The organism is Burkholderia sp. 567 (assembly GCF_040545115.1).
Classification (GTDB): Bacteria; Pseudomonadota; Gammaproteobacteria; order Burkholderiales; family Burkholderiaceae; genus Burkholderia; species Burkholderia ambifaria.
Genome location: NZ_JBEPLG010000001.1, coordinates 312049 through 338060 on the forward strand (window position 1 = coordinate 312049; position 26012 = coordinate 338060).

Consider the following 26012-nt stretch of genomic DNA (forward strand, 5'->3'; position numbering starts at 1 on the left):
GCGGCCCGGTCAGGTCGCGGCGTCTTTGCTAAAATTCAAACCATGTCAAAGCCTTCCGATCGCATCAATCTCACCAACCAGTTCCTGATTGCCATGCCCAACATGGCCGATCCCACGTTTTCAGGAACGGTGGTCTATCTTTGCGATCACAGCGAGCGCGGAGCGCTCGGCCTCGTCATCAATCGTCCCACCGACATCGACCTCGAATCGCTGTTCAACCGCATCGACCTGAAGCTCGACATCGAGCCGCTGCTGCACATTCCCGTGTACTTCGGCGGCCCGGTGCAGACCGAGCGCGGCTTCGTGCTGCACGAGCCGGTCGAGGGCGCGAACTACAACTCGTCCATGTCGGTCGAGGGCGGGCTCGAGATGACGACGTCGAAGGACGTGCTCGAGGCGGTCGCGACGGGCACCGGCCCGAAGCGCTTCCTGCTGACGCTCGGCCATGCAGGCTGGGGCGCGGGGCAGCTCGAGGAAGAAATTTCCCGCAACGGCTGGCTGACGGTCGCCGCCGATCCGCGCATCGTGTTCGACACGCCGGCCGAAGAGCGTTTCGAAGCCGCGCTCGGCCTGCTCGGCGTCAGCTCGTCGATGCTGTCCGGCGAAGCAGGGCACGCATGAGTGGCGCGAGTGCGCGCGATGCGACGCTGCTGGGGTTCGACTACGGCGAGAAGCGGATCGGGGTCGCAATCGGCAATGCGCTGACGCGCTCGGCCCGCGCGCTCGTCGTGATTCCCAACCTGAACCGCGAACACCGCTTCAAGGCGGTCGGCGACCTGCTGGCCGAATGGCGGCCGGACGCGCTCGTCGTCGGCCTGCCGATGCATCCGGACGGCACGCCGCACGAAATGACGCAGCAGGCGAAGCGCTTCGGCAACCAGCTGAACGGCCGCTTCGGGCTGCCCGTCACGTGGGTCGACGAACGCTATTCGTCGGTCGAGGCCGAGGCCGGGCTGCGCGAGCGCAACGTGCGCGGGCGCGCCCGCGCCGAGATGCTCGATGCCGAGGCCGCGCGCGTGATCCTTCAACAGTATCTCGATCAATTGTCCGACCATGAGCACCATTGACGCCGACGCGCTCTACCGCGTCCTGCTCGAGCAGATTCGCGACGCATACGGCACGGCCTTCGCCGAGCCGGGCGGCCCGCGGCTCGCCGGCATCTACAGCGGCGGCGCGTGGCTCGCCGAGCGCCTCGCGCGCGATCTCGGCGCGCCGGCGTTCGGCGTCGTGAACGTCGCGCTGCACCGCGACGACTACGCGAAGAAGGGGCTGCACAGCCAGGCCAGCCCGACGTCGCTGCCGTTCGAGGTCGGCGGCGCGCGCATCGTGCTCGTCGACGACGTGCTGTACACCGGCCGCACCGTGCGCGCCGCGCTCAACGAACTGTTCGACTACGGCCGTCCGGCCGCGGTCGAGCTGGCGGTGCTCGCCGATCGCGGCGGCCGTGAGCTGCCGGTCGCCGCGCGCTTCGCGGGCGGCACGCTCGACGTGCCGGCCGATGCGACGCTCGTGCTCGCGCGCGACGAAGCCGCCCAGCTCACGCTGCATATCGAGGCCCACAGCGAGGCGCACGGCGCCTGAGCGCACCGCGAAACCGTATCCCGGGCCGCCGGTTCGCGCCGCGGCCCGTTTGCATAGTTGGAATCACGCACACCATGACCACCGACACCACTGGCCGCACCGGCAATCCCGCCGCGGCCGCGAGCCCCGAGCGGTTCCGCTACGGTTTCCTGAAGGGCAACCCGCAGCTCACGAAAAACGGCGAGCTGAAACACCTGCTGTCGATCGAGGGCCTGCCGCGCTCGATCGTCACTCACATTCTCGATACGGCCGAGCAGTTCGTCAGCGTGACGGATCGCGAGGTGAAGAAGGTGCCGCTGCTGCGCGGCAAGTCGGTGTTCAACCTGTTCTTCGAGAATTCGACGCGCACGCGCACGACCTTCGAGATCGCCGCGACGCGCCTGTCGGCCGACGTGCTGAACCTGAACATCAACGCGTCGTCGACGAGCAAGGGCGAGTCGCTGCTCGACACGATCAACAACCTGTCGGCGATGCATGCCGACCTGTTCGTCGTGCGTCACGCATCGAGCGGCGCGCCGTACCTGATCGCCGAGCATTGCGCGCCGCACGTGCACGTGATCAACGCCGGCGACGGCCGCCATGCGCACCCGACGCAGGGCCTGCTCGACATGTACACGATCCGCCACTACAAGCGCGACTTCACGAAGCTGCGCGTGGCGATCGTCGGCGACATCCTGCACTCGCGCGTCGCGCGCTCGGACATCCACGCGCTCACCACGCTCGGCGTGCCGGAAGTGCGCGCGATCGGCCCGCGCACGCTGCTGCCGGGCGGTCTCGAGCAGATGGGCGTGAAGGTGTTCAACAACCTCGACGAAGGGCTGAAGGGCGTCGACGTGATCATCATGCTGCGCCTGCAGAACGAGCGGATGAGCGGCGCGCTGCTGCCGTCCGCGCAGGAGTACTTCAAGACCTGGGGCCTGACGCCCGAGCGCCTCGCGCTCGCCGCGCCCGACGCGATCGTGATGCACCCGGGGCCGATGAACCGCGGCGTCGAGATCGACTCGCAGGTCGCCGACGGTCCGCAGTCGGTGATCCTCAACCAGGTCACGTTCGGCATCGCTGTGCGGATGGCGGTGATGGGCATCGTCGCCGGCAACAGCGACTGAGCCCGCTTTCGCGCATCCTGATCCAGGCATTCAACGCAATCAACGCATTCACAGACAGCGCATGAAGATTCATATCCAAGGCGGCACGCTGATCGATCCGGTCGCCGGCACCGAGCGGCAGGCCGACGTATTCGTCGCGGACGGCAAGATCGCCGCGCTCGGCACCACGCCGGCCGGTTTCAACGCGGAGAAGACGATCGACGCGTCGGGCCTGATCGTCGCCCCCGGCCTCGTCGACCTGTGCGCGCGGCTGCGCGAGCCCGGCTACGAGCACAAGGCGACGCTCGCGTCCGAGATGGCCGCGGCCGTCGCGGGCGGCGTCACGACCCTCGTGTGCCCGCCGGACACCGACCCCGTGCTCGACGAGCCGGGCCTCGTCGAGATGCTCAAGTTCCGCGCGCGCAACCTGCACCAGGCGAACGTCCATCCGCTCGGCGCGCTCACCGTCGGCCTGAAGGGCGAGGTGATCACCGAGATGGTCGCGCTGACCGAATCGGGCTGCGTCGGCTTCACGCACGCGAACGTGCCGGTGCGCGACACGCAGGTGCTGCTGCGCGCGCTGCAGTACGCGAGCACCTACGGCTACACGACGTGGCTGCGTCCGCTCGACGCGTTCATCGGCCGTGGTGGCGTCGCCGCGAGCGGCGCGCTCGCGTCGCGGCTCGGGCTGTCCGGCGTGCCGGTCGCGGCCGAGACGATCGCACTGCACACGATCTTCGAACTGATGCGCGTGACCGGCGCGCGCGTGCACCTCGCGCGCCTGTCGTCGGCGGCCGGCCTCGCGCTCGTGCGCGAGGCGAAGGCCGAGGGGCTGCCCGTGACGTGCGACGTCGGCGTGAATCACCTGCACCTGATCGACATCGACATCGGCTACTTCGATTCGCAGTTCCGGCTCGACCCGCCGCTGCGCGGCGAGCGCGATCGCGAAGCGATCCGCGCAGCCCTCGCCGACGGCACGATCGACGCGATCTGCTCCGATCACACGCCGGTCGACGACGACGAGAAGCTGCTGCCGTTCGCCGAAGCGACGCCCGGTGCGACGGGGCTCGAACTGCTGCTGTCGCTCACGGTGAAGTGGGCCGATGAAACGAACACGCCGCTGGCGCAGGCGCTGCGCCGCATCACGGCCGCGCCGGCCGACGTGCTGCAACTGCCGGCCGGCAGCGTGGCCGAAGGCGCCGCGGCCGACCTGTGCGTGTTCGACCCGCGCGCGCACTGGCGCGTCGAACCGCGTGCGCTGAAGAGCCAGGGGCACAACTCGCCGTTCCTCGGCTACGAACTGCCGGCCTGCGTGCGCGCGACGCTCGTGGCGGGGCAGGTCGCGTTCGAGCGCCACTGAACCACGCCGGATCCTCGCCATGACCGCTCTTCGCAAGCTGCGTCTCGTCTTCCACCTGCTGCGCGGCATGACGATCGTCGCGCTGCGCTTTTCGCATGTCACGCCCGCGCGCCGTGCCGAGATGACGCGCCGCTGGTCCATCAAGATGCTGCGCATCTGCGGGATGCGTCTCGTCGTCCACAACGACGGCGCACGGCTCGACGCGAGCGCGCTCGTGGTCGGCAATCACGTGTCGTGGCTCGACATCTATGCGCTCAATGCGTGGCGGCCGACGCCATTCGTGTCGAAGGCCGAGGTGCGGCAGTGGCCGGTCGTCGGCTGGCTCGCGGAGAAGCTCGATACCGTGTTCCTGCAGCGTGAGAAGCGTACCGAGGCGATGCGGATCATGCACGAGATGGCCGAGCGCCTGCGCAACGGCGGGCTGATGTGCGTGTTTCCGGAGGGCACCACGTCGGACGGGCAGGCGCTGCTGCCGTTCCATGCGAACCTGTTCCAGGCCGCGGTGTCGGCCGGCTGCGCGGTGCAGCCGGTCTGCCTGATGTACGAGGACGCGCAGCGGCGGCAGTCGGTCGCGCCGGCCTACACGGGCGATTTGTCGCTCGGGAAGTCGCTCGACATGGTGTTGCGCGGCGGCCCGCTCGTCGCGCACCTGTACGTGTGCGAGCCGATCCCGCCGGGCGGTGACCGCCGCGCGACCTCCGCGGCGGCGCGCGACGCGATCGCGGCCGCGCTCGCGACGCTGCAGGCGAAGGTCGGCAAGCCGTCGCCCGAGTCGCTGGCGGAACTCGAGCGGCATGCGTATCCGGCAACCGAAGTCGGCGCGGGGGCGGCGGGTGAGGCGGCGGCCGAGGAGCCGGTGCCGGGGCGCGAGGGGTGATGTTCTTTCGCCCGCGCGTGTCGCGTGCGGGCTATTCGCCGCCCTGCGTGCGGCACGCTTCGCACTGCACCTGCGTGACCGTACGCTGTGCCGGGTCGGCTGTCAGGCGCACGGCCGACAGCTGGTTTCCCCACACGCATCCCGAATCGAGCGCGACGACGTTGTCGCGCAGCATCAGGCCGAGAGCGGCCCAGTGGCCGAACACCAGCGTCACGTCTTCGGTGCGGCGGCCCGGCGCGTCGAACCACGGCAGGTAGCCGGGCGGCGCGCTGTCGGGGCCGCCGTTGGCCTTGAAGTCCATCGCGCCGTCGGGCGTGCAGAAGCGCAGGCGCGTGAACGCGTTGAACGCGACGCGCATCCGGTCGCGTTTCTTCACGTTCGGACTCCATTGGTTCGGCTCGTTGCCGTATAGGCCTTGAAGCGTGTCGCGCCAGTCGGGGGCGCGCAGCGCGCGCTGCAATTCGTCGGCGAGTTCGAGCGCGAGCGACGTATCCCATTGCGGCAGCACGCCCGCGTGCACGAGCAGCATCCCGTGTTCGAAATGCGCGAACGGGCGGTGACGGACCCATTCGAGCAGCGCGTCGGCGTCGGGCGCGTCGAGGATTTCGCCGATGGTGTCGCCCGGGCGTTCGGTGCGGATGCCTGCGGAAACCGCGAGCAGATGGAGGTCGTGGTTGCCGAGGACGACGGTCGCGCGCGGGCCGAGCTCGACGAGCGCACGCAGCGCGGCCAGGGACTCGGGGCCGCGGTTAACGACGTCACCGGCAACCCAGAGCGGGGTGTCGGCGGGGGGGGAAAGCTTTTCCAGTAGCGAGTGGAAAGCGGAATGACAGCCTTGGATGTCGCCGATGGCGATGGGACGAGGGAGCATGGAGTCGTGAACGTGCAGATCTAGGCGTACGTTAGCAAAAAGTCGCACAAAAATGGGCCGTCCGCGAGCTATCGTCCGAGCCGGAGGAATGCTCACAGGTGTATTTCCGCTCGGTCGACGCGGGTTTGGCTCGCTGTTTCAAGTTGTTAGCAGCATGGCTTTTGCGCCCGCAGACTTCTTATAATTCTTGGCTTCCTCCCGAAAATTGCCATCAGATGACGCTGGCGGGCATGGCGACCGGGTAAAATGCCGGGCGCTGAGGCGCCTCGGATAGCTTGCCCGCCTCCACTATGGGGCGTTGGCCGCGTCCGGGCGGCGCTCGCTGTGCACTCCCAGGGCACGCCAACAAGCCGATACACGCGGCCCTGTGCTCCCATTTGCGGCGCTGGTTACTGCGGCGGGCGTGGGCTCATTGATGGGCCGGGGTGCCCCCTATTCTTTCATTTTTGAATGCTTGCATGCTGACCCTTTCACTTGCTGACCTAAAGAAAAGCATCACGGCGTGGCGGTTATGGACCCTGCTTGGCTGGCTCGAAATCCGGCAACGCTATGCGCGCTCGCGCTTGGGGCCGTTCTGGCTCACGATCAGTATGGGCGTGATGATCACGTCGTTGGGCGTGGTCTACGGTACGTTGTTCGGGCAAAAAATCAACGAATATCTGCCGTTTCTTGCCGCGAGCATCGTGCTGTGGGGTTTGTTTTCGACGACCATCGTGGAAGGCAGCACCGCGTACATCAGCAGCGCGCCCTATATTCGGCAAATGTCCACGCCGAAACTGATCTACATCCTGCAGGTCGTGTGGCGAAACATCATCGTCCTTGCCCACAACTTCGTGATCGTTGTCGCGCTGCTGGCAATCTTCGGTGTGAAGAGTTGGGCGACGTTGCCGGTGTTCATTCCGGCACTGCTGGTGTATGTCCTGAACGCCACGTGGATCGCAATGGTGGTAGGCCTTCTGTCGGCACGCTTTCGCGACCTGCCGCAGATCGTCAGCGCATTGCTTCAGGTTGCGTTCTACGTCACACCGATCATTTTCCGCCCAGATGCGCTGAATCGCTTCTCGTTCATTGTCGAGTGGAATCCGCTCGCGTATTTGATCGACCTCGTGCGCGGCCCGCTGATCGGGCAAATGCCCAGTGAATTGACCTGGGGCGTGACGATTGGCATGGCGGCGATCGGTTGGCCTGTCGCCATGTTGATGACCGGGCGTTATCTGAAGCGCATTCCGTACTGGGTCTGAGAGAGACGATATGGCGTTTATCGAATTGCAGAGCGTAACGCTCGATTTGCCGATTTTCGATGTGCAGGGGCGCTCGCTCAAGAAGCAGGTGCTTAACATGGGGCGTCGCAACAGGATCGCCGAGGGCAACGACGGCGTGATCGTCGTGCGCGCGCTCGACGACGTGAGTTTTCGCTTCGAGCGTGGCGATCGCGTGGGCCTGATCGGGCACAACGGGGCGGGGAAATCGACATTGCTTCGTGCGATGGCGGGCATCTATCCGCCGTCGGCGGGCCAGTTGTCGCGTGAAGGAAAAGTGGTGCCGCTCCTCGATATCGGCCTCGGTATGGACGAGAACTCGACCGGCATGCAGAACATCCGGCTCAGAGGGCTGCTGCTCGGCATGTCAGATGCGGAGATTCGTTCGAAACAGCGCGACATCGCGGAATTCTGCGAACTCGGCGATTATCTGGACCTTCCGATCCGTACGTACTCCAGCGGGATGAAGGTGCGGCTCGCGTTTGCAGTATCGACCGCGGTCGATGCCGAAATCCTGTTGCTCGACGAGGTAATGGGAGTCGGCGACGCGTCGTTCATGCACAAGGCCGAAGCGCGATTGGCGGACCTGCATAGCCGTGCGGAAATCGTCGTGCTGGCGATGCACTCGAACTCCGAAATCCGCAAGGTATGCAACAAGGTCCTTTGGATGGAGCGTGGCCGTGTACGCGCTTTCGGGCCGACGGAAGAGGTCGTGTCGGCTTACGAGGCGACAACAGGCTGAGCGCGTCGGCCGGCCAGGCCGTGCATGCGTAATCACGGCGGCATACGACGGCACGATGTCCGGTGACGAGCCGCTCCTGGCGGAGCGCGATCGGCTGCCTGCGTCTTATCGTGTTGGGCCGGCCCTACTCCCCGACATCTGCGTTCGGAGCAGCGAATTGCTCGATATCTGAGCGATGTACTTCACGCGTGCGCGCAAGATTACAGGTTGCGGCGGCGCCCGACGTGCACAAGCCGCCCACACGGCGGTTTTCGAGTCGTCGCCGCCGCGCGATGTGCCGAGGCCGAGTGCGTGATCGTTGCGCACGCAGCATGTTTCGACCTGGTGATCCTTGATGGTCTGCAGTGCCCGGCTCCCTCATTCAGTCCTTTCTGCATCATTTCCCCCGCATTGCGGATAAGACCTCTGCGTCACCGGACAGCTTGATGTCGGCGGCGCACGGTTCGCGTTTCCCGGACAGTTGCCGATTCTGCTGAGAGCACGCGATCGGCGCGCGTGCCGCCGAATCGTAGAGTGGTGCCGGCGCCGCGATCGATCACGGTTTGCCAGGTAGCATGCGTGGCTCGATTCATCCGGTCCAGTTCATCCATTCGATGTACGTACTCCGCGGGATGGCAGTGCGGGATGATGTTGTCGCGTGATCATGGTCCACGCGATTGCGGCGAAGACGTAGATTCTTTACATATTTTGACGAAGACAAGATAGATGCGTCTGGCGTTCGTCACGACCCGTGTTTCGAATGTGCGTGGGACTCGCGTCTCTTCCATTCGCAGAGCATGTTTTGCCGCCTGGGCGCGCTCCACAAACGGTTCGCGGAGAAGGGGCGGATTTCATGTCGGCTTCGAAGGTTCGCTGGTTTGCGACTTTGCGTTGCGCGGCATCGAGCAACTCGATGCCGCCGGCATCCATCAACGGTCTTTGGAGCTTGACGGCTTCCGCCTTCCTCGCCCCGCCGCCGCGCGTCGAGCAATTGTGTTGAGGAATCCACGACGCCTCGCCCTTGCGGTCGTCTCCTTGGGGCAGCCGGAGCCGTCGGTAGCGTAGTGTCTGTATAATTATTGAGGCACTGACGTTTGCAGCATCACGTTCGATTCCATCGTTGAACTCGATTGCGGTCGCGAAGTGTTTGACGGGGAAGCAAATGGTAAAAATTTGGAGAATTTAGGAATGGCGGGATCTGAAGAAAGCGTATTGATCACGGGCGCCGGTGGAGTGATCGGCCACGCATTAAAGCAGGAATTGGCGGACTCGGGCTACTCGAACGTCGTCGCAATCACGAGCAGTGATATCGATCTTAGAGATCAGAGCGCGACTGAAAAAATGTTCGATGAATTGCGCCCGACTATCGTTTTCCATATGGCGGCGCGGGTGTACGGCATCATGGGGAATATGTCCAATCGTGGCATCGCGTATCTTGACAACGTTCGAATCAACACCAACGTAGTCGAGGCTGCACGTCAGACAGGGTGCAAGAAGTTTGTCGCCATGGGCTCGACAGCCATTTACTCTGATCAGGTCCGTCTCCCGATGTCGGAGGAGCAAATCTGGGTTGGAGCGCCGCATCATTCCGAGGCTCCGTACGCACACAGCAAGCGCGGTATGCTTGCGCAGCTCGAGGCCTACAAAGATCAATACGGAATGGACTACGCATTTTGCGTATCCACCAATCTCTTTGGTCCGCACGACAAGTTCGACGAGAAATTCGGGCATGTCATTCCGTCGCTTGTGTCGAAGTTCTATCGTGCATCTGTTCTAGGGCAGCCCATTTCCGTCTGGGGGTCTGGGAAGGCTGAACGGGACTTTCTCTTCAGTGGCGACGCTGCGTACGCGCTTCGCCTTATCGCCGAAAATCACACGGGCGCAATCAATCTGGCGACTGGTCAATCGCACACGATCCGGCATACGGTCGACACGCTTTGCCAGATTTCGGGCTTCAGCGGCAGCGTGGAATGGGATGCGACAAAGCCGGATGGCCAAAAACTGCGTGCATACGATATCTCGCGTCTGACGGCGTTGGGCTTCAAGCCACGATTCTCGTTCGACGAAGCGTTGGCGATTACTTACGACTGGTATTGCAAGAACGTCGCGTCCGCCAGAAAGTGATTGCATGGCATTGCTCCCGGTGTGCTTGCGCGTAAATGGGCCGCACACCATCTCTCTAACGTGTGGTCATTCGAGTTGTTTGATCGATGAAATTTGTATCGTACGCGCAGAACTATGAAGATGTGATGCTCCGGCGCGCGCTCGCTAAAGTCGATCGCGGATTCTACATAGATGTCGGCGCTGCCGAGCCATATGCAGATTCGGTAACCGCGGCATTCTACGAGCGTGGCTGGCGTGGCATAAATATCGAGCCGATGCCCGGGCCGTTCGATCGACTGGCTCAGGCGCGACCGGAAGACGTCAATCTGCAAGTTGCCGTGGAGAACAAGCAGACGGTCGCCCAGTATTTCGCAGTGGATGGCGGTAACGGCATTTCGACGGGCATTCAAAGGCTTGCCGAAGGGTATAGGAGCGCGAACTGGGACATCAGTCAGGTAACCGTTGCGGTCACGACATTGCGCGATATATGCGCGACGTATGTCGGCGAGAGGCCGGTCCATTTCCTCAAGATTGATGTTGAAGGTAACGAAAGAGAGGTGCTGGCGAGTGCCGATTTCAATACCTTTCGCCCTTGGATCATCCTGGTCGAGGCCACGGAGCCGAATTCCCAGATACCGTCGCATGACGACTGGGAAGCCCTTTTGCTGGAAGCGAAATATCATTTCGTCTATTTCGATGGTCTGAATCGCTTCTACGTGTCGGCAGAAAAGATGGATGAATTGAAACACGCCTTTATGGTTCCGCCAAACTGGTTTGACGGATTTATTCGGGCATCGGAGTCCGACATGATTCGGCGTGCGATGGATCTGGAGCAGCAGCTCATTGAATCGCGGAGGCAGTTGCAAGAGGCTCATGAGGGATGGTCTTTGGAAAAGGGCGCACGAGAAGAATTAGAGGTGCGATTGAACAACATGACCGATCATGCGCATGACGAGCAGGCGTCACAAGTTGTTTTGAAAGACGCAAGCCAAGACTGTGTCGTGCAGAATTCCAAGATATCGCAAGACGAGATCGAGCAACTCAAGGCGCGGGTTGCGGCAAGCGAGGGAGATCTCGAGAGTCATCGCGCCCAATTGGCCGAATTGCGCACGCGATTGACCGAGAGTGAAAAGTCCGCACAAGTGCTGAGCACCGAGCGCGACACCGCCTACCAGGAGCTGTTCGAGTCATCCAGACATGCTGCTTGGCTGAGCCAGGAAAGGGTGCGCTTGCAGGAAAGGATCGACGAGTCATCCAGACATGTTGCGTGGTCGAACCAGGAAAGGGGACGCTTGCAGGGGAAGATCGACGAACTTGAGCACATGATCGGTCCGCTCCGCTTACAAGAGGAGCGTGTGTCGGCCGCGCTGCATGCGGTGCTTCGGAGTACATCGTGGAAATTGACCGGCCCGCTGCGATGCATAAAGCGCATGATGCAACGCCGATCCTAGTATTAATGGAGCAAATTTTGGTATCGAATTCGATTTGCGTCATTGGTCGCTGTACTTTCGGGACCGGAATCGGCGCTGTGACGTATGCAGCGTGTGAGATGTTGAGCCGATTTTATTCTGTTTCCATTTTTCCGACCGAGCCGCATTTCCGTACTGAGCGGGAAATCGTACTGCCGAATGGAACGGTGGTCCCCGTTTGCACCGATCTTTCGCAGGCGAAGGTTGTCTTCTATGCGGACGTGCTGTGGAACGGTGCATATGACTTGAATTACACCCTGGTTCCGCCTGGTGCATTGCGATTTGCTCATATCGCTTACGACTCCGATGAGCTACCGTCTCAATGGGTCAAAGTGCTTAACGAGCACTTCGATTTTGCGCTCTTCATGAGCCGGCACTTGGAAGACGTGGCTCTGAAATCGGGCGTCGAGATAGGAGTGGGTACACTGCCACTCGCCTTGGACATTGAAGGACTGTTGAGCCGCCCCTATAGGGCTTCGTCGGATGGTAAGGTTAGGTTCTGTTCGATTGCAGCATTTCATGCACGTAAAGGTGTTGAGTCACTTGTTGAGGGGTTCATTCGTGCTTTCGGTGATCGACAGGACGTGGAGCTCACGATACATTCGAATCTGGCGATCGGCTCAAGTTTTGAGCGCGTCAAGAAACTGGTCGACTCTAGAAAGGCAACGAATATTGTCATCAGTTGTGCCCCGCTGACTGATCAAGAGAAAAATTCGCTGATCGAGCAATGTGATGTTTTCGTGAATTGCTCCCGCGGTGAAGGATATTCCATCGGGCCGCGAGAAGCCCTGGCATTGGGGAAAGTACTTGCAATAACAGCTGTTGGTGGTCATAACGATCTGATTTCGACGCCCGGCGTTTTTGCTATACCGGCTACTATTGCGATGCCGGCACGCTACCCCGAAATCGATAATCTCGTCGTCGGCCGGCAATTTGCCGCGGACATCGACGACGTCAGCAAGGCACTCACGGACGCGTTTGAATACATTTCGTCCGGCATAAGCACGACGACGGTACGTGCGCGGCGCCAACTCGCCGCCGAGTTCAGTTTTACTGGGCTGGAGCTGAATTACGGTGAGTTGATCGATACCAAGCTTCGGTCATTTCGGCCCCGGCAATGCGGTTCACGCTTCACCAGATTGCCGGCCGAATTGCCAGCGACCGTAGAGCGGCTCCTGGGACATCGTTCTGCATCACTGCCTGGTGTTGATCGTACCGTTGTGCAGTCTCATGACGGCGGCTTCTTCTCGGTATTCAACTCATTCATGAGTCATTTGGTGTGGGACCAGCGTGACAAGAGGTGTCACATGGTCTTGCCAGACTGGAACGTGGATCGCATGATCAAGCGCCTAGGTACGGCTCAATTCATGAGCTTTTGCTATGGGCGCCCGAACGAGGGAAATGTCTGGTCCAAGCTGTTCGAGCCGCTCTACGGCCTCAGCGACGCAGATATGGATGACGAGGGCTTCCTGTACGCAAAGGGGCGTCCTCCTGTCGCGGTGTTCAATCATGAACGTGAGCCGCAACTTACTTATGTCCACGCGTATAAATTGTATAAGAGCGGTCAATTTTCTCGCATTCGCTCGCAATACAACAAGGCGTTCAGGGATCATGTGCACTTGCGCCCTCGATACCAGCGCGAATTGGATGAGTTCCGGGCGAACTTCGCCGGGAAGTTTATGATCGCGGCGCACGTCAAGCATCCGAGTCACGTGATCGAGCAGCCGAACGGAAAAATCGCACACATCCAATCGTATATAGACGGGATTAAGCGCCAGCTCGAGGTTCGCGGATTAAAAAGGGATTCGCCGGACTGGGCGGTATTTCTTGCGACGGATCAGGATCGAGTAATCAATGTCTTCAGGGAAGAATTTGGCGACAAGATCTTTTGCTACGAGGATGTCCGTCGAACGACCGAGGCTGAAGATGCGCGCTACGACCAGTTGGGGCCAGAGGAGCGCCGTGCAGAAGGTTTTCAGGTGCAACACTTGGTCGCTGCAAATCCGGATAACTGGAACATTAGGATGGCTTGGGAAGTGATTCGCGATGCGATGACTATGGCGCATTGCAATGTGCTTCTCCACATTGTCAGCAACGTTTCGACAGCAGTGTCGTACATGAATCCGGACATCGAACTGGTTTTTTGTTCCGCCGAAGAGGGCGAGTCCGCACGTCACTGAATGCCAGCTTTGCGTTTGGCGCCGAGCGGCATGCGGAGCGTGGAGCGCTCGCCGGGCTTAGTCGCTGCGCCTGATGGAGTCGTTGCGCAACGCGCAACAAAACAAGTGGAGTCGACAAGCAAGTGCCGGTGCGCATGACAAAGCGAGTGGGTCTGCGTGACAAGTGCACCAGACCTATCTGGCGACTCGTGTCTTAAGCGTGATGCTGTATCAGCGCTTACTGTGTCGCACGGCAGGATGCGCCGCCGGTCAGTCGAATCGGTACGGCCTATCGGCAGATTGTAGGTTGCCGCGGGACGTTTGATTCCGACACCGGCCGGCGATACGAGCGTGGGGAAGCAGCGACGCAACTTGCGGGGCAAGACTTCCGCTGTCAGTGCACCGTCGAGGTACAGGATGAGGTGGGGGAGGTGCGTCGCCGATTGAAGCGACTGTGCGAGACCTTTCGTTATCTAGAATGTATATGCGAGTTACAGGAGATAGTTTGTCCACCAACGCTCAGGATTGCCCATCTAGTGAAATTTTGCGTATCGCGGTGGTGAGTTCCCCGCGGAGCGGGAATTCATGGATCAGATCAACGCTCGCTGGCGCATTGTCCATGCAGGAGATCGCGATTCACAATTATCTCGATGCTCCGGCCGTTTTACCGCAGAGGTGTTTTCTTCAGATCCATTGGTATCGCGAGCCGAACTTTCAAGCGTGGCTTCGCGAAAATCAATTTCGGGTATTGACGGTAGCAAGACATCCGCTCGACGTTCTTGTGTCGGCGCTGCACTACATTCGATACGAACCGGGAACGAGCCGATGGCTTGAGGGGAATGTAAAATTGCCCGGGGAATTGGCGAACGCCAGCCCGTCCTCCCCGGAATTTCTTGAATACGCTCTTGGCATGGGCGCCGAAGATCTGCTTTCGATCACCTATCAATGGTGGAACGATCCCGAGGTGCTTCGCCTTCGATACGAAGATGCCGTTGCGAACCCTGAAGTAGTGCTTGGCAATCAAATCGCTGCATTAGGGGGCAGTGCCCAGGACGTTGTTCCCTGGCTGGCGCGCCTCAGTATCGACAAGATGCGTGCGACGCCGAACCGGCACGGATGGCAAGGAAGCCCTGGGCTTTGGCGCCGCTTGATTGTCCCTCAAGACGCCATTCGCATCTACAGAAGGCATCGAAGAATTTTTGATACCTTGGGCTATACGATTCGGCCGTACTTTCTGACGCGTGCGTCGGCCTATCGTAACTGGATGGAGCGACTTTAGTGGCGACGCTTACTGAATGGTCGTATTTCATCACGTCGCGGCTGGTGTATGCCTAGCGAATTCCCGCTCGTCCAATAAGGCGGGGGGCTATGTGTTTCGTCAAGCGCTCGGGGTCGACTTGGGTTGGTAAATGGTGCCGTTCCCAGCATGGTGGACAGAACATCGCAGCGTCGCCGTGAGAGCGCACCGCGCGCTTGATTGTGACGCTTGCCCTCTTGGAACTTGCGGGCGTCATAAGCCCCAAGATGGGGTGCAGGGAAGGCCGACAGGAGCAAGGCGCTTGAGCACCTTGTTGTCGCGCCCGGACGGCTGCCGTTCTACTTGGACAGTGAACTCATCGGATTGCTTACGCACGGCTCAAGTTGTTGGGGTCAAAGTGAGGCGCGACGATAGTAGGGGCCGGTGTGTCGGGCACGACTCCGGCTTGTCCGCTCAGTGGCTCAACGATCGCAGTCGCCAGGCCATCGCCGCCTACGCCGAGTGAACGGGATGGGGCACGTTGCAAAGCCGGCGGGTTGGTAGAACCGAGAACGCTATATCGGGTGCAATCTTGATGCCACTTCAACCGGTCGATTTTTTCGCCGATGCACGAGGCGGGCCTGTATCAATTTGTTACCGGCATGAGCCTTGCTTGCCGCAATTTCCTATAATTGCCTGTTTCTCGCACAAAATTGGCACTTCGTGACATTGACGATCATGGCGACCGGTTAAAATCCGGCACCTGACGCGGCTCGGGCGTTGCCGCCCGTGATATGTCATGCGATGAGCGCCCGCCCGGGCGGGGCCGCACATTTCTAAAGGAAGTCTCATGATCCTGGTGACGGGGGGGGCGGGTTTCATCGGCGCCAACTTTGTTCTCGATTGGCTGCGCCACGACGTCGAGCCCGTGCTCAATGTCGACAAGCTGACCTATGCGGGCAATCTGCGCACGCTGCAGTCGCTCAGTGGCAATCCGAAGCACGTGTTTGCGCGTGTCGACATTTGCGATCGGGCCGCGCTCGACGCACTGTTTGCCGAGCACAAGCCGCGCGCCGTCGCGCACTTCGCAGCCGAGAGCCACGTTGATCGTTCGATTCATGGTCCTGCCGATTTCGTGCAGACCAACGTCGTCGGCACGTTTACGTTGCTCGAGGCGGCGCGCGCGTACTGGAGCGGGTTGAACGATGCCGACAAGGCCGGATTTCGCTTCCTGCACGTGTCGACCGACGAGGTATTCGGCTCGCTGTCCCCGACCGATCCGCAATTCTCCGAATCGACGCCGTACGCGCCGAACAGCCCGTACTCGGCAACGAAGGCCGGCTCCGATCATCTCGTGCGTGCCTATCACCATACCTACGGCTTGCCGACGCTGACGACGAATTGCTCGAACAACTACGGCCCATATCAGTTTCCCGAGAAGCTGATTCCGCTCATGATTGCGAACGCACTTGCGGGCAAGCCTCTGCCGATCTACGGCGACGGCCAGAACGTGCGCGACTGGCTGTACGTCGGCGATCATTGCAGTGCGATCCGCGAGGTGCTTGCGCGCGGCGTGCCGGGCGAGACGTACAACGTCGGCGGCTGGAACGAGAAAAAGAATCTCGACGTCGTGCATACGCTATGCGACCTGCTCGACAGCGCGCGTCCGAAGGCGGCAGGTTCGTACCGCGGCCAGATTACCTATGTGACGGATCGTCCCGGTCACGACCGCCGCTACGCGATCGACGCGCGCAAGGTCGAGCGCGAACTGGGGTGGAAGCCGGCGGAGACGTTCGAGACGGGCCTGGCGAAGACTGTCCGCTGGTATCTCGATAATCAGGCGTGGGTTGACGACGTCGTGTCGGGCGAATATCGCAACTGGGTCGAGACGAATTACGCGCAACGCACTTGAGGGCATGGTCGATGGCACGTAAAGGCATCATTCTCGCGGGCGGCTCCGGCACGCGGCTGTATCCGATCACGCACGTCGTGTCGAAACAGCTGCTGCCGGTCTACGACAAGCCGATGATCTACTATCCGTTGTCCACGCTGATGGTGGCCGGAATTCGCGACATTCTGATCATTTCGACACCGCAGGATACGCCGCGTTTCGAGGCAATGCTCGGCGACGGCAGCCAGTGGGGGATGAATATCCAATATTCGGTGCAGCCGTCGCCGGACGGGCTCGCGCAGGCGTTCATCATCGGACGGGATTTCATCGGCAACGATCCGTCGGCGTTGATTCTCGGTGACAACATCTTCTACGGGCACGATCTGGCGAAACAGCTCGAGCGTGCGGACGCGAAGCAGTCGGGCGCGACCGTGTTTGCGTATCACGTACAGGATCCCGAGCGTTACGGCGTCGTCGAATTCGACAGGGATTTTCGCGCGCTGTCGATCGAGGAGAAGCCGGCGGTGCCGCGCTCGAACTATGCGGTGACGGGCCTGTACTTCTACGACAACCAGGTGTGCGACATCGCCGCCGACATCAAGCCGTCCGCGCGCGGGGAGCTCGAGATCACCGACGTGAATTCCCGCTATCTCGCAGCGGGCGAACTCGACGTCGAGATCATGGGCCGCGGCTACGCATGGCTCGATACCGGCACGCACGATTCGCTGATCGAAGCGGCGACGTTCATCGCAACGTTGCAGAAGCGGCAAGGGCTCGTCGTGGCCTGCCCGGAAGAGATTGCCTATCGCAGGCAGTGGATCGACGCAGATCAGTTGCGCAGGCTGGCCGTGCCGCTGGCAAAGAACAGCTACGGGCGTTATCTCGAACACCTTCTTTCGGATCAGGTCGCATGGCAATTCAAATAACGGCAACCGCGTTGCCGGAAGTCAAAATCGTCGAGCCGAAGGTGTTCGGCGACGCGCGCGGCTATTTTTATGAAAGCTTCAATGCGCGCGAGTTCGCGGAGCACGTGGCGGCTGACGTTGAATTCGTTCAGGACAATCATTCCCGCTCCGCGAAGGGCGTGCTGCGCGGTTTGCACTACCAGATTCGGCATGCACAGGGGAAGCTCGTGCGCGTCGTGGAGGGCGAGGTATTCGACGTCGCGGTCGACATCCGCAGGAGCTCACCGGATTTCGGCAAGTGGGTTGGCGTCGTCCTGTCGGCCGAGAATCATCGGCAAGTCTGGATTCCACCTGGTTTCGCGCACGGTTTCGTCGTACTGTCCGACGCTGCGCAGTTCCTGTATAAGACGACCGACTACTGGTATCCCGAGCACGAGCGCTGTATCGTGTGGAACGATCCGGCAATCGGAATCGAATGGCCGGTCGATGTGGACCCGTTGCTGGCGGCCAAGGACGCCGCGGGGGCACGACTCAGCGAAGCCGAGGTCTACGCTTGAAACAGGACACAAGGCACACGCCCACGATTCTCGTGACCGGGGTAACCGGTCAGATCGGATTCGAATTGTTGCGGGCGCTCCAGGGGCTCGGCCGAGTGGTGCCGTGCGACCGTTCGGTCCTCGACCTCGCCGATCTCGATCGGGTGCGTGCTTTCGCGAGAGATCTGAAGCCGGCACTGATCGTGAATCCGGCCGCTTATACGGCGGTGGACACGGCGGAGAGCGAAGTCGAGCTCGCGCGGCGGCTGAATGTCGATGTGCCGCGCGTGTTCGCTGAAGAAGCGGCGCGTAGCGGTGGCACGCTGATCCATTACTCGACCGATTATGTGTTCGACGGCACGAAAGTGGGCGCGTATGTGGAAACCGACGCGCCGAATCCCTTGAACGCATATGGGGCGACGAAGCTGGAGGGTGAGCAGGCGATCGCCGCGACCGGATGTGCGCACGTGATCCTGCGCACGAGCTGGGTATATGGCCGGCGCGGCAGGAACTTCCTGCGGACGATGCTGAAGCTCGGGGCCGAGCGCCCCGAATTGAGAATCGTCGCGGATCAGGTCGGCGCGCCGACCTGGGCCGCAACCATCGCCGCCGCGACGTCGCACATCATCGCCCAGGCCGCGGCGTCGGCCGACACCGACTGGTGGGCGCGCCGGGCCGGCGTCTATCACCTTACATCTGCCGGAGCGACTTCCTGGTGCGGTTTTGCCGAGGCGATATTCGGTATCGCCATGGCTTCTCATGCGCCGAGGGTTGTACCGATTTCCTCGGACGATTACCCGACGCCCGCGAAGCGGCCGGCCAACTCGAAAATGGCGCTGGGGAAGCTGGCGGAAGTCTTCGGCATGCAGATGCCGGATTGGCGCGATGCATTGCAGTTGTGCCTGAGCGAATGAGCGGTCATGGTGACGTCCGCCGGCGGCCCGCATGAAGGCCAGGCCCGTTCCCGGCGGTTGTCCGGCGCGCCCGGCAGTTTCCGGGGAAAGGAGTTCGCCGGCTATAATTCGCATTTTGGTCCGGTTTGGCCGGCCTACACCGATGCCGTGGTGTATTGAGGCAAATGGCGAAGGCGTTGACCTTGCCAACGGATACTAAATCTCTGGAGTGTATGTGATGTTAATCCCCGTCATCCTGTCCGGTGGTGCCGGCACGCGACTGTGGCCAGTTTCCCGCGAAGGGCATCCCAAACCTTTCATGAAGCTCGCCGATGGCGAGAGCTTGCTCGTGAAAACTTACCGGCGGGCGGCAGCGGTGGTTGGCGGCGATGCGGAATCGCAGCGCGGAGAACTACTGACGGTCACGAACCGCGACTACTACTTCATGAGCAAGGACGAGTTCGGCTATGCCGCGCTCGGCAATCAGCAGTCCGGTGTATTCATGCTCGAGCCCGCCGGCCGCAACACTGCCCCTGCGGTGGCGATGGCGGCGCATCATGTAGCGGACAAATACGGCCGGGATGCGCTGATGCTGGTGCTCGCAGCCGATCATCTGGTGCAGGACCAGCAAGGTTTCGCGGCCGCCGTGTCAAGCGCGGTCGAACTGGCGAAGCAGGACAAGCTGGTCACGTTCGGGATCGTGCCGACGAGCCCGGACACAGGCTTCGGCTACATCGAAGCCGGTGAAAGCGTCGGTGGCGGCCGCGCCGCGCTGCGCTTCGTCGAAAAACCCGACGCCGTGAAGGCTGCCGAATACGTTGCGGCGGGCAACTATTTGTGGAACTCGGGCATGTTCTGCTTCAAGGCCGGCGTCATTCTCGACGAGATGGCGCGTCACGCTCCCGACGTTGCCACGGCCGCCGATGCGTGTTGGGCGTCGCTGCAAGCGGACAAAGGCTCTGCACAGATGCTCGAGATTCCTGCCGAGTCGTTCGAGAAGATGCCCGACATCTCGCTCGACTATGCGGTGATGGAGCGTTCGTCCCAAGTGGTGGTGGTGCCGTCCAGTTTCGGCTGGAGCGATATCGGCTCGTGGAACGCCGTACGCGAGCTGGTCGCGCCGGACCAGGACAGCAACCGGGCCGTCGGCGAAGCGATCTTCGTCGATAGCCGGAACACATACGTGCAAAGTCAGGATCGCGTCGTGGCTGCGGTTGGCGTCGCCGACCTGATGATCGTCGATACGCCGGACGCGCTGCTGGTTGCGCATCCGGATCGTGCGCAGGACGTGAAGCAGGTTGTCGCTCGGCTGAAGAAGCAGAATCACGACGCGTACAAATTGCATCGCACCGTGAGCCGCCCGTGGGGTACCTACACGGTGCTTGAGGAAGGCCCGCGCTTCAAGATCAAGCGCATCGAAGTCAAGCCCGGCGCGAGCCTCAGTTTGCAGATGCACCACCATCGCAGCGAGCACTGGATCGTCGTGTGCGGGATGGCCAAGGTCGTCAACGGCGATCAGGAAATCTTCGTTCGAACCAACGAATCCACGTACATTCCCGCCGGTCACAAGCACCGCCTTGAGAATCCCGGCGTGCTGGACCTCGTGATGATCGAGGTGCAGAGCGGCGAATATCTGGGAGAAGACGACATCGTTCGCTTCCAGGACGTGTACGGACGGGCATGAGCCGGCATTGATGAAAGCCCGGTGCCTAGCCGGGCTTCATGGCGCGGCTGGGGGTGTTTTTGACCGACGATGATCAGCTCGCGGGGCGAGCGTGCCCGGTGGTGTGATGGCGACAGCGGCTCCGCATACAGCATCCACCTGTATGCAGGCATGTTGCCGCGGGCCAAGCGCATCAAAAATTGCCGGCCGCGCCCGAAGCGCGTTTTTCGACAACGTCGATCTGATCAAGAAGCTGGATTCACCCGGCCCCGCTTGCCGGTGATGGATAATTTCGTCAGTGTGGCCTGGCTGCAGACGATGGTGAGGAGTTTGCCGTAGTGGATAGCTTTTATCGCGCGTTTGAAGATCAGCATCGAGGCTCAAGGGAACTGATCAAAAGTCGGCTGGCGAAATACCAGCCGTTCATTGCGCCCCTTGCCACGCTCCATCCGGGCGGGAAGGCGTTCGATCTGGGTTGCGGCCGCGGTGAATGGTTGGAGCTGATGGTCGAATCGGGGTTCAGCGCGCTGGGCGTTGACCTCGATGCCGATATGCTGCAAGCGTGTCGGGAGCGCGGTCTGCCCGTATTGCAGGGCGACGCGATCGAGTATCTTGCGGCGCTCGATTCGAATAGCCATGCGCTCGTGTCGGCGTTTCACGTCGTCGAGCATGTGCCGTTCGAGCAAGTTCGGAGAGTCGTTAGCGAAGCGTTGCGCGTACTGAAGCCCGGCGGGCTGTTGATCCTCGAGACGCCGAATCCGGAAAATGTCGTCGTTGCGGGCTGCAATTTCTATCTGGACCCCAGCCACAATCGGCCGATTCCTTCCGAACTCCTGAGTTTCCTCGGCAAGCATGCCGGATTTGCCAGAGTCAAGCAGCTTCGACTGCAGGAACCCCCTGCGCTGCACGAGGCTGGCGCGCGGATTCGTCTTCTCGATGTACTCGGCGGCGTAAGTCCCGATTACGCGATCGTTGCCCAGAAATCCTGCAGCGACGCAGAGGCCGGATTGTTCGACGAAGCGTTCCGTGAGGATTATGGGCTGTCGTTAGCCGAGCTTGCCGCGCGTTTCGACGCAGGAGCCGCCCGGCAGCATGAGCATGCCGCCGAACAGATCCAGCGGACCCAGGCTGAAGTGCAGCGCCTTCATGGCGAGCTGGGCGTGATCCACGAAGAACTGACCCGCACCCGCAGCGAACTGACGCAAGCTGTCGATGAGCTGGGGCAGGTCCGGCGCGACCTCGGCCGAGTCCGGAGCGACCTGGGGCAAGTGAACGGCGAACTGAAGCGGGTCCACGACGAAGCACAGCACACCGCCGGGCAATTGCACGCGGTCTATGGCAGCACGTCATGGCGTATCACTGCGCCCATGCGAAACGCCGTCACGTTCGCGCGTAGCGCGAAAGGGACGTGCAAAGCCGGAGTGCGGCGCGTGCTGTTCAAAAGCGTCGCATACGTTAACCGCAATCCCCGCCTGCGGCGATTGGCGGTGCGAGCATTGGGCGCGATGCCCGGCGTGAAGCAGCGACTCGTTCGGATCATCGTTGGGGCTCCTATGCAGCCTGCGTATAGAAAACCGATAGACGATGATGGTTTGACACCCCGCGCGCGCGAAGCGTACATGGCACTGAAGTCAGCCTTCGCGCCCGACAATGGGGATATTGAATAATGCGTATCGTTGTTGACATGCAAGGGGCGCAGAGCCTCAATTCGCGCAATCGCGGCGTGGGCCGTTACACCGAGTCCATCGTCAAGGCGATGATCCGGAATCGCGGCGATCACGAAATCGTACTGGCGCTCAACGGCGCGTTCGAGGAGTCCGCCCGCATCCTGCGCGAGCAGTTCGGAGCGTTGCTGCCGAAGCAAAACATCCACGTCTGGTATGCGGCAGCCCCCGTCGCCCATGCAGATAAAGCCAATCGCTGGCGGCGAGAGTCCAGCGAATTGACCTATGAAGCGTTTCTGACGAGCCTGCGGCCGGATTTCATTTATATCGCCAGCTACTTCGAAGGCTTCGGCGACGATTCGATTACGAGTATCCACGCGCTTCAGACGAATGTTCCGGTCGCGGTCACGCTGTACGACCTGATTCCGTATCTGTATGCCAAGCCTTATCTGGAGAATCCTCTTTTCAAGGATTGGTACCTGGAGAAAATCGAACATCTGCGCCGCGCGGATTTGTGGCTGGCCATCTCCGAATCGTCGCGCTCGGAAGGGATCGAGCATCTCGATCTCTCCCCCGAATGGTCGGTCAACATGTCCGCCGATGTCGACGCGTGGTTCCGTCCCGAGCAGGTTCCTTCCCAGCGCGAAACGGCGTTGCGCAGCAAGTATGGTCTGACGAAACCGTTCGTGCTCTATACGGGTGGTATCGATCATCGCAAGAACGTCGAGGGCATGATCCGCGCGTTCGCCTTGTTACCGCCCGAGTTGCGGCAGTCGCACCAATTGGCGATCGTATGCTCGATTCAGCCGGCGAGCCGCGATGCATTGATGCGCCTGGCCAAGCAAGTAGGCCTGGACGCGGCCGATGTCGTGTGCACGGGTTTCGTGCCCGACGAGGATCTGTTGGCCCTGTACAACTTGTGCCGCTTGTTCGTCTTTCCTTCATGGCATGAAGGGTTTGGCTTGCCGGTGCTGGAGGCGATGCGTTGCGGCGCGCCTGTAATCGGCGCGAATACGTCGAGCGTTCCCGAGGTCATTGGCTGGGACGATGCGTTGTTCGATCCCAAATCCGATGATGCGATTGCGCACCAGATGCAACGTGGCCTGACGGATGACAGCTATCGTCAGGCACTGATCGAACACGGAAAGCGCCAGGCCGGCAAATTCTCGTGGGATCGCAGCGGACGGTGCGCGCTCGATGCAATGGAGCGGCGGCGTGAGGCGTGGCTCGCCGAAGCGCGCGAGCCGGAAGGCCAGTCGCGACGTCCCAAACTGGCCTACGTGTCCCCATTGCCCCCGGCCCGCACGGGGATTGCGGATTACAGCTCGGAATTGCTGCCGGAGTTGTCGCGCTTTTACGATATCGACGTGATCGTCGATCGGGATGCAGCGACGGAAATCCAGTCCGGTCCGTTCGCGCACGTCTCGGTGAAGACGCCGGCCTGGCTGCGCAAGCATGCGGATTCGTACGATCGGGTGCTCTATCATTTCGGGAACTCGTCGTTCCACGAGTACATGTTTCCGCTACTGGAAGCCGTGCCGGGTGTGGTTGTGCTGCACGATTTCTTTCTATCGGGCGTACTCGCGCACATGGCCATTCACGGGAATCGTTCCGACTTGTGGTCCAAGGCGCTGTACGATGCACACGGATATGGCGGCCTGAGAGCGCGCCATCTGAGCGCGGACATCGCGGACCCCGTCTGGGAGTATCCGTGCAGCCTGGGCGTGATCCAGAAGGGGCTGGGTGTGATTGTTCACTCGCCCAATTCACTGCGACTGGCGCGCCACTGGTACGGCGGCGATGCGGCCGAATGGACCGTGATTCCGCACATGCGCGACGCGACTACCGCGTCGAGCGGCGAGGAAGCGCGCGACGCACTGGGAATCGGCACGGACGACTTCGTGGTATGCGCGTTCGGCGGGCTCGGGCCGTCCAAGCTGAATCATCGGCTGCTTGATGCGTGGAACCGCTCGTCCCTGGCGCGCGATCGGGCTTGTCATCTGATCTTCGTCGGAGAAAATCAGCCGACCGAATATGGCGAGAAACTCGCGCGCACCATTCGACAAATGGCCGCGAAGGATCGCGTCCGCATCACCGGTTGGGCCGATGCGCAAATGTTCCGCCGGTATCTGGCGGCGGTCGATGTCGGCGTCCAGTTACGGACGCTGTCGCGCGGTGAGACGTCGGGAACGGTGCTGGATTGCATGAACTACGGCAAGGCGACGATCGTCAACGCCAATGGAAGCATGGCAGACCTGGATCGCGACGCTGTGTGGATGCTGCCGGACGAGTTTTCCGACGAGCAACTGATCGACGCGCTGGAGACGCTGCGGTCGGATCCGGCGCGCCGGCAACGGATGGGCGCGCGCGCCCGGGAAATCATCGTGACCGCTCATGCGCCCGACGTCTGTGCGCGACAGTATCGCGATGCCATCGAGCGCTTCTATCTCCGGGCCAATGCGAATCCGCTCGTACTGGCTCGCGCAATCGCGCGTCGAGCGGGTCAAGCGAGCGACGACCAGTTGCGCACGTGGGCACTGACCGTGGCGAGGAGCTTCGTTCCCCGAAACGAAAAACGGCAATTGTTGGTAGACATCTCCGAGCTCGTGCAGGTGGATGCCAGAAGCGGGATCCAGCGGGTGGTGCGCAATCTGCTGAAGGAATGGCTGGACTCTCCGCCCGACGGATTCAGGGTTGAGCCCGTTTATGCCACCACCAAGGACTCCTATCGCTATGCGCGCGACTTCACGGCGAGGCTGATGGGATTCGAGGACGGCTGGCTGCAGGACGAACCGATCGACTATGCGGCGGGAGACGTGTTCGTCGGCCTGGATCTGCAACCGCGCGTCGTTCCGGCACAGCGGGCGTTCTATCAAAACATGCGATTGCAAGGGGTGCAGGTCAAGTTTGTCGTCTACGATTTGCTATGCGTGCTGCTCCCTCAGTACTTCGTTCCCGGCGCCGCCGATGGCTTTACGGGCTGGCTGGATGTCGTGGCGGAAAGCGACGGAGCATTGTGCATTTCGCAGGCCGTGGCCGCGGACTTGTCGTCATGGGTGGCGGCGCATGCACCGCAGCGGGCACGGTCCTTCGAGATCGACTGGTTCCACTTGGGCGCAAACATCGAGAATTTCACGACGTCTTCGGAAATCCCGCGCGACGGCGGCAAGGTACTTCAGCGCCTGCGTGATTGCCCGACGTTCCTGATGGTCGGGACGCTGGAACCTCGCAAGGGGCATGCCCAGGTTCTGGATGCGTTCGAGCAGCTGTGGCGCGACAACGAGAACGTCAACCTGGTCGTCGTGGGGCGACAGGGGTGGATGGTCGAGGATCTGGTCGCGCGGTTGCGATCGCACACGGAACAGGGGCGCCATCTGTTCTGGCTGGAGAATGCATCGGACGTATATTTGGAGAAAATCTATGGTGCAAGCTCGTGCCTGATTGCGGCCTCCTATGGTGAAGGCTTTGGTTTGCCGCTGATCGAAGCCGCTCAGCACGGATTGGCGATCATTGCGCGCGATCTGCCGGTGTTTCGTGAAGTGGCGGGCGAGCATGCGTTTTATTTTTCCGCGCAGGAAGGGCATGATCTGGCGACGGAGATCAAGGCATGGCTGGAGCTTCGGGCGAAGCAACAAGAGCCGGCGTCTCGCGGTATGCCGTTCATGACTTGGGCGCAGAGTGCTCGCCAGTTGGTAAAAATTCTCACGCGCGACGAAGCGTATTCTTAAAGTAGGACCA

General features: G+C 61.4%; 22 protein-coding genes. 20 read left to right on the top strand and 2 right to left on the bottom strand.

Going from position 1 to position 26012, the window contains the following annotated elements; genetic code table 11:
• Positions 1 to 42 precede the first annotated feature (42 nt).
• From ABIC50_RS01465 to ABIC50_RS01490, 6 genes are all read left to right on the top strand, one after another.
• Complete coding sequence (locus tag ABIC50_RS01465) at positions 43 to 621, top strand: YqgE/AlgH family protein (RefSeq protein WP_006751106.1); 579 nt, start codon at positions 43 to 45, stop codon at positions 619 to 621.
• Positions 618 to 1067 (top strand): Holliday junction resolvase RuvX, encoded by a 450-nt coding sequence (gene ruvX, locus ABIC50_RS01470; protein WP_011656118.1) that lies wholly within the window; start codon positions 618 to 620, stop codon positions 1065 to 1067. Before ABIC50_RS01465 ends, ruvX begins: the two co-directional genes overlap by 4 nt.
• On the top strand, positions 1054 to 1581 hold the full coding sequence (gene pyrR, locus ABIC50_RS01475; protein WP_175668693.1) for a bifunctional pyr operon transcriptional regulator/uracil phosphoribosyltransferase PyrR: 528 nt from the start codon (positions 1054 to 1056) through the stop codon (positions 1579 to 1581). The genes ruvX and pyrR overlap by 14 nt, the downstream gene beginning before the upstream one ends.
• Positions 1582 to 1655: 74 nt before the next feature.
• Positions 1656 to 2687, top strand: coding sequence for an aspartate carbamoyltransferase catalytic subunit (locus ABIC50_RS01480; protein ID WP_105832647.1), 1032 nt, complete (start codon positions 1656 to 1658; stop codon positions 2685 to 2687).
• Between the two features lie 61 nt (positions 2688 to 2748).
• Positions 2749 to 4026, top strand: coding sequence for a dihydroorotase (locus tag ABIC50_RS01485; RefSeq protein ID WP_354161210.1), 1278 nt, complete (start codon positions 2749 to 2751; stop codon positions 4024 to 4026).
• 19 nt (positions 4027 to 4045) lie between these two features.
• The gene (locus tag ABIC50_RS01490) at positions 4046 to 4903 is read left to right on the top strand and encodes a lysophospholipid acyltransferase family protein (RefSeq protein ID WP_354161212.1); all 858 of its coding nucleotides are present in this window, start codon (positions 4046 to 4048) and stop codon (positions 4901 to 4903) included.
• A gap of 31 nt (positions 4904 to 4934) precedes the next feature.
• On the opposite strand, the gene ABIC50_RS01495 is transcribed toward ABIC50_RS01490, so the two are convergent.
• On the bottom strand, positions 4935 to 5774 hold the full coding sequence (locus tag ABIC50_RS01495) for a symmetrical bis(5'-nucleosyl)-tetraphosphatase (protein ID WP_354161214.1): 840 nt from the start codon (positions 5772 to 5774) through the stop codon (positions 4935 to 4937).
• Positions 5775 to 6232: 458 nt separating this feature from the next.
• Between ABIC50_RS01495 and ABIC50_RS01500 the strand changes: the two genes are divergently transcribed.
• Complete coding sequence (locus tag ABIC50_RS01500) at positions 6233 to 7015, top strand: ABC transporter permease (RefSeq protein WP_011656123.1); 783 nt, start codon at positions 6233 to 6235, stop codon at positions 7013 to 7015.
• Between the two features lie 10 nt (positions 7016 to 7025).
• On the top strand, positions 7026 to 7775 hold the full coding sequence (locus ABIC50_RS01505) for an ABC transporter ATP-binding protein (protein ID WP_011656124.1): 750 nt from the start codon (positions 7026 to 7028) through the stop codon (positions 7773 to 7775).
• 410 nt (positions 7776 to 8185) lie between these two features.
• Here the strand turns inward: ABIC50_RS01505 and ABIC50_RS01510 are convergent, their stop codons facing one another.
• Positions 8186 to 8365: a hypothetical protein gene (locus tag ABIC50_RS01510; RefSeq protein WP_354161216.1), complete on the bottom strand. Its 180-nt coding sequence runs from the start codon at positions 8363 to 8365 to the stop codon at positions 8186 to 8188.
• 577 nt (positions 8366 to 8942) lie between these two features.
• On the opposite strand from ABIC50_RS01510, the gene ABIC50_RS01515 reads away from it, so the two are divergent.
• The 12 genes from ABIC50_RS01515 (at position 8943) to ABIC50_RS01575 (ending at position 26002) form a co-directional block, all read left to right on the top strand.
• Positions 8943 to 9878 carry a GDP-L-fucose synthase family protein gene (locus ABIC50_RS01515; RefSeq protein ID WP_011656126.1) on the top strand — a complete coding sequence of 312 codons (936 nt, stop codon included), beginning with the start codon at positions 8943 to 8945 and terminating at the stop codon, positions 9876 to 9878.
• An 86-nt stretch (positions 9879 to 9964) separates the two neighbouring features.
• The gene (locus ABIC50_RS01520; RefSeq protein WP_354161219.1) at positions 9965 to 11308 is read left to right on the top strand and encodes an FkbM family methyltransferase; all 1344 of its coding nucleotides are present in this window, start codon (positions 9965 to 9967) and stop codon (positions 11306 to 11308) included.
• Positions 11251 to 13506, top strand: a complete 2256-nt coding sequence (locus ABIC50_RS01525; protein ID WP_354161222.1) for a glycosyltransferase — start codon at positions 11251 to 11253, stop codon at positions 13504 to 13506. Before ABIC50_RS01520 ends, ABIC50_RS01525 begins: the two co-directional genes overlap by 58 nt.
• 484 nt (positions 13507 to 13990) lie before the next feature.
• Entirely contained in the window at positions 13991 to 14764 is a 774-nt protein-coding gene (locus ABIC50_RS01530) for a sulfotransferase domain-containing protein (protein ID WP_158380523.1), read from the top strand.
• A gap of 808 nt (positions 14765 to 15572) precedes the next feature.
• Positions 15573 to 16634 (top strand): dTDP-glucose 4,6-dehydratase, encoded by a 1062-nt coding sequence (gene rfbB / locus ABIC50_RS01540; protein ID WP_354161224.1) that lies wholly within the window; start codon positions 15573 to 15575, stop codon positions 16632 to 16634.
• A gap of 11 nt (positions 16635 to 16645) precedes the next feature.
• Positions 16646 to 17539 (top strand): glucose-1-phosphate thymidylyltransferase RfbA, encoded by an 894-nt coding sequence (gene rfbA, locus ABIC50_RS01545; RefSeq protein WP_011656131.1) that lies wholly within the window; start codon positions 16646 to 16648, stop codon positions 17537 to 17539.
• Positions 17524 to 18075, top strand: a complete 552-nt coding sequence (gene rfbC / locus ABIC50_RS01550; protein ID WP_105832654.1) for a dTDP-4-dehydrorhamnose 3,5-epimerase — start codon at positions 17524 to 17526, stop codon at positions 18073 to 18075. Before rfbA ends, rfbC begins: the two co-directional genes overlap by 16 nt.
• On the top strand, positions 18072 to 18968 hold the full coding sequence (rfbD, locus tag ABIC50_RS01555) for a dTDP-4-dehydrorhamnose reductase (protein WP_011656133.1): 897 nt from the start codon (positions 18072 to 18074) through the stop codon (positions 18966 to 18968). The genes rfbC and rfbD overlap by 4 nt, the downstream gene beginning before the upstream one ends.
• Before the next feature lie 6 nt (positions 18969 to 18974).
• Complete coding sequence (locus ABIC50_RS01560) at positions 18975 to 19127, top strand: hypothetical protein (RefSeq protein WP_354161227.1); 153 nt, start codon at positions 18975 to 18977, stop codon at positions 19125 to 19127.
• 58 nt (positions 19128 to 19185) lie between these two features.
• Positions 19186 to 20631, top strand: a complete 1446-nt coding sequence (locus ABIC50_RS01565) for a mannose-1-phosphate guanylyltransferase/mannose-6-phosphate isomerase (protein WP_354161230.1) — start codon at positions 19186 to 19188, stop codon at positions 20629 to 20631.
• A gap of 317 nt (positions 20632 to 20948) precedes the next feature.
• Entirely contained in the window at positions 20949 to 22277 is a 1329-nt protein-coding gene (locus ABIC50_RS01570) for a methyltransferase domain-containing protein (protein ID WP_354161233.1), read from the top strand.
• Positions 22277 to 26002, top strand: a complete 3726-nt coding sequence (locus ABIC50_RS01575) for a glycosyltransferase (RefSeq protein ID WP_354161236.1) — start codon at positions 22277 to 22279, stop codon at positions 26000 to 26002. Before ABIC50_RS01570 ends, ABIC50_RS01575 begins: the two co-directional genes overlap by 1 nt.
• Positions 26003 to 26012: the final 10 nt, after the last annotated feature.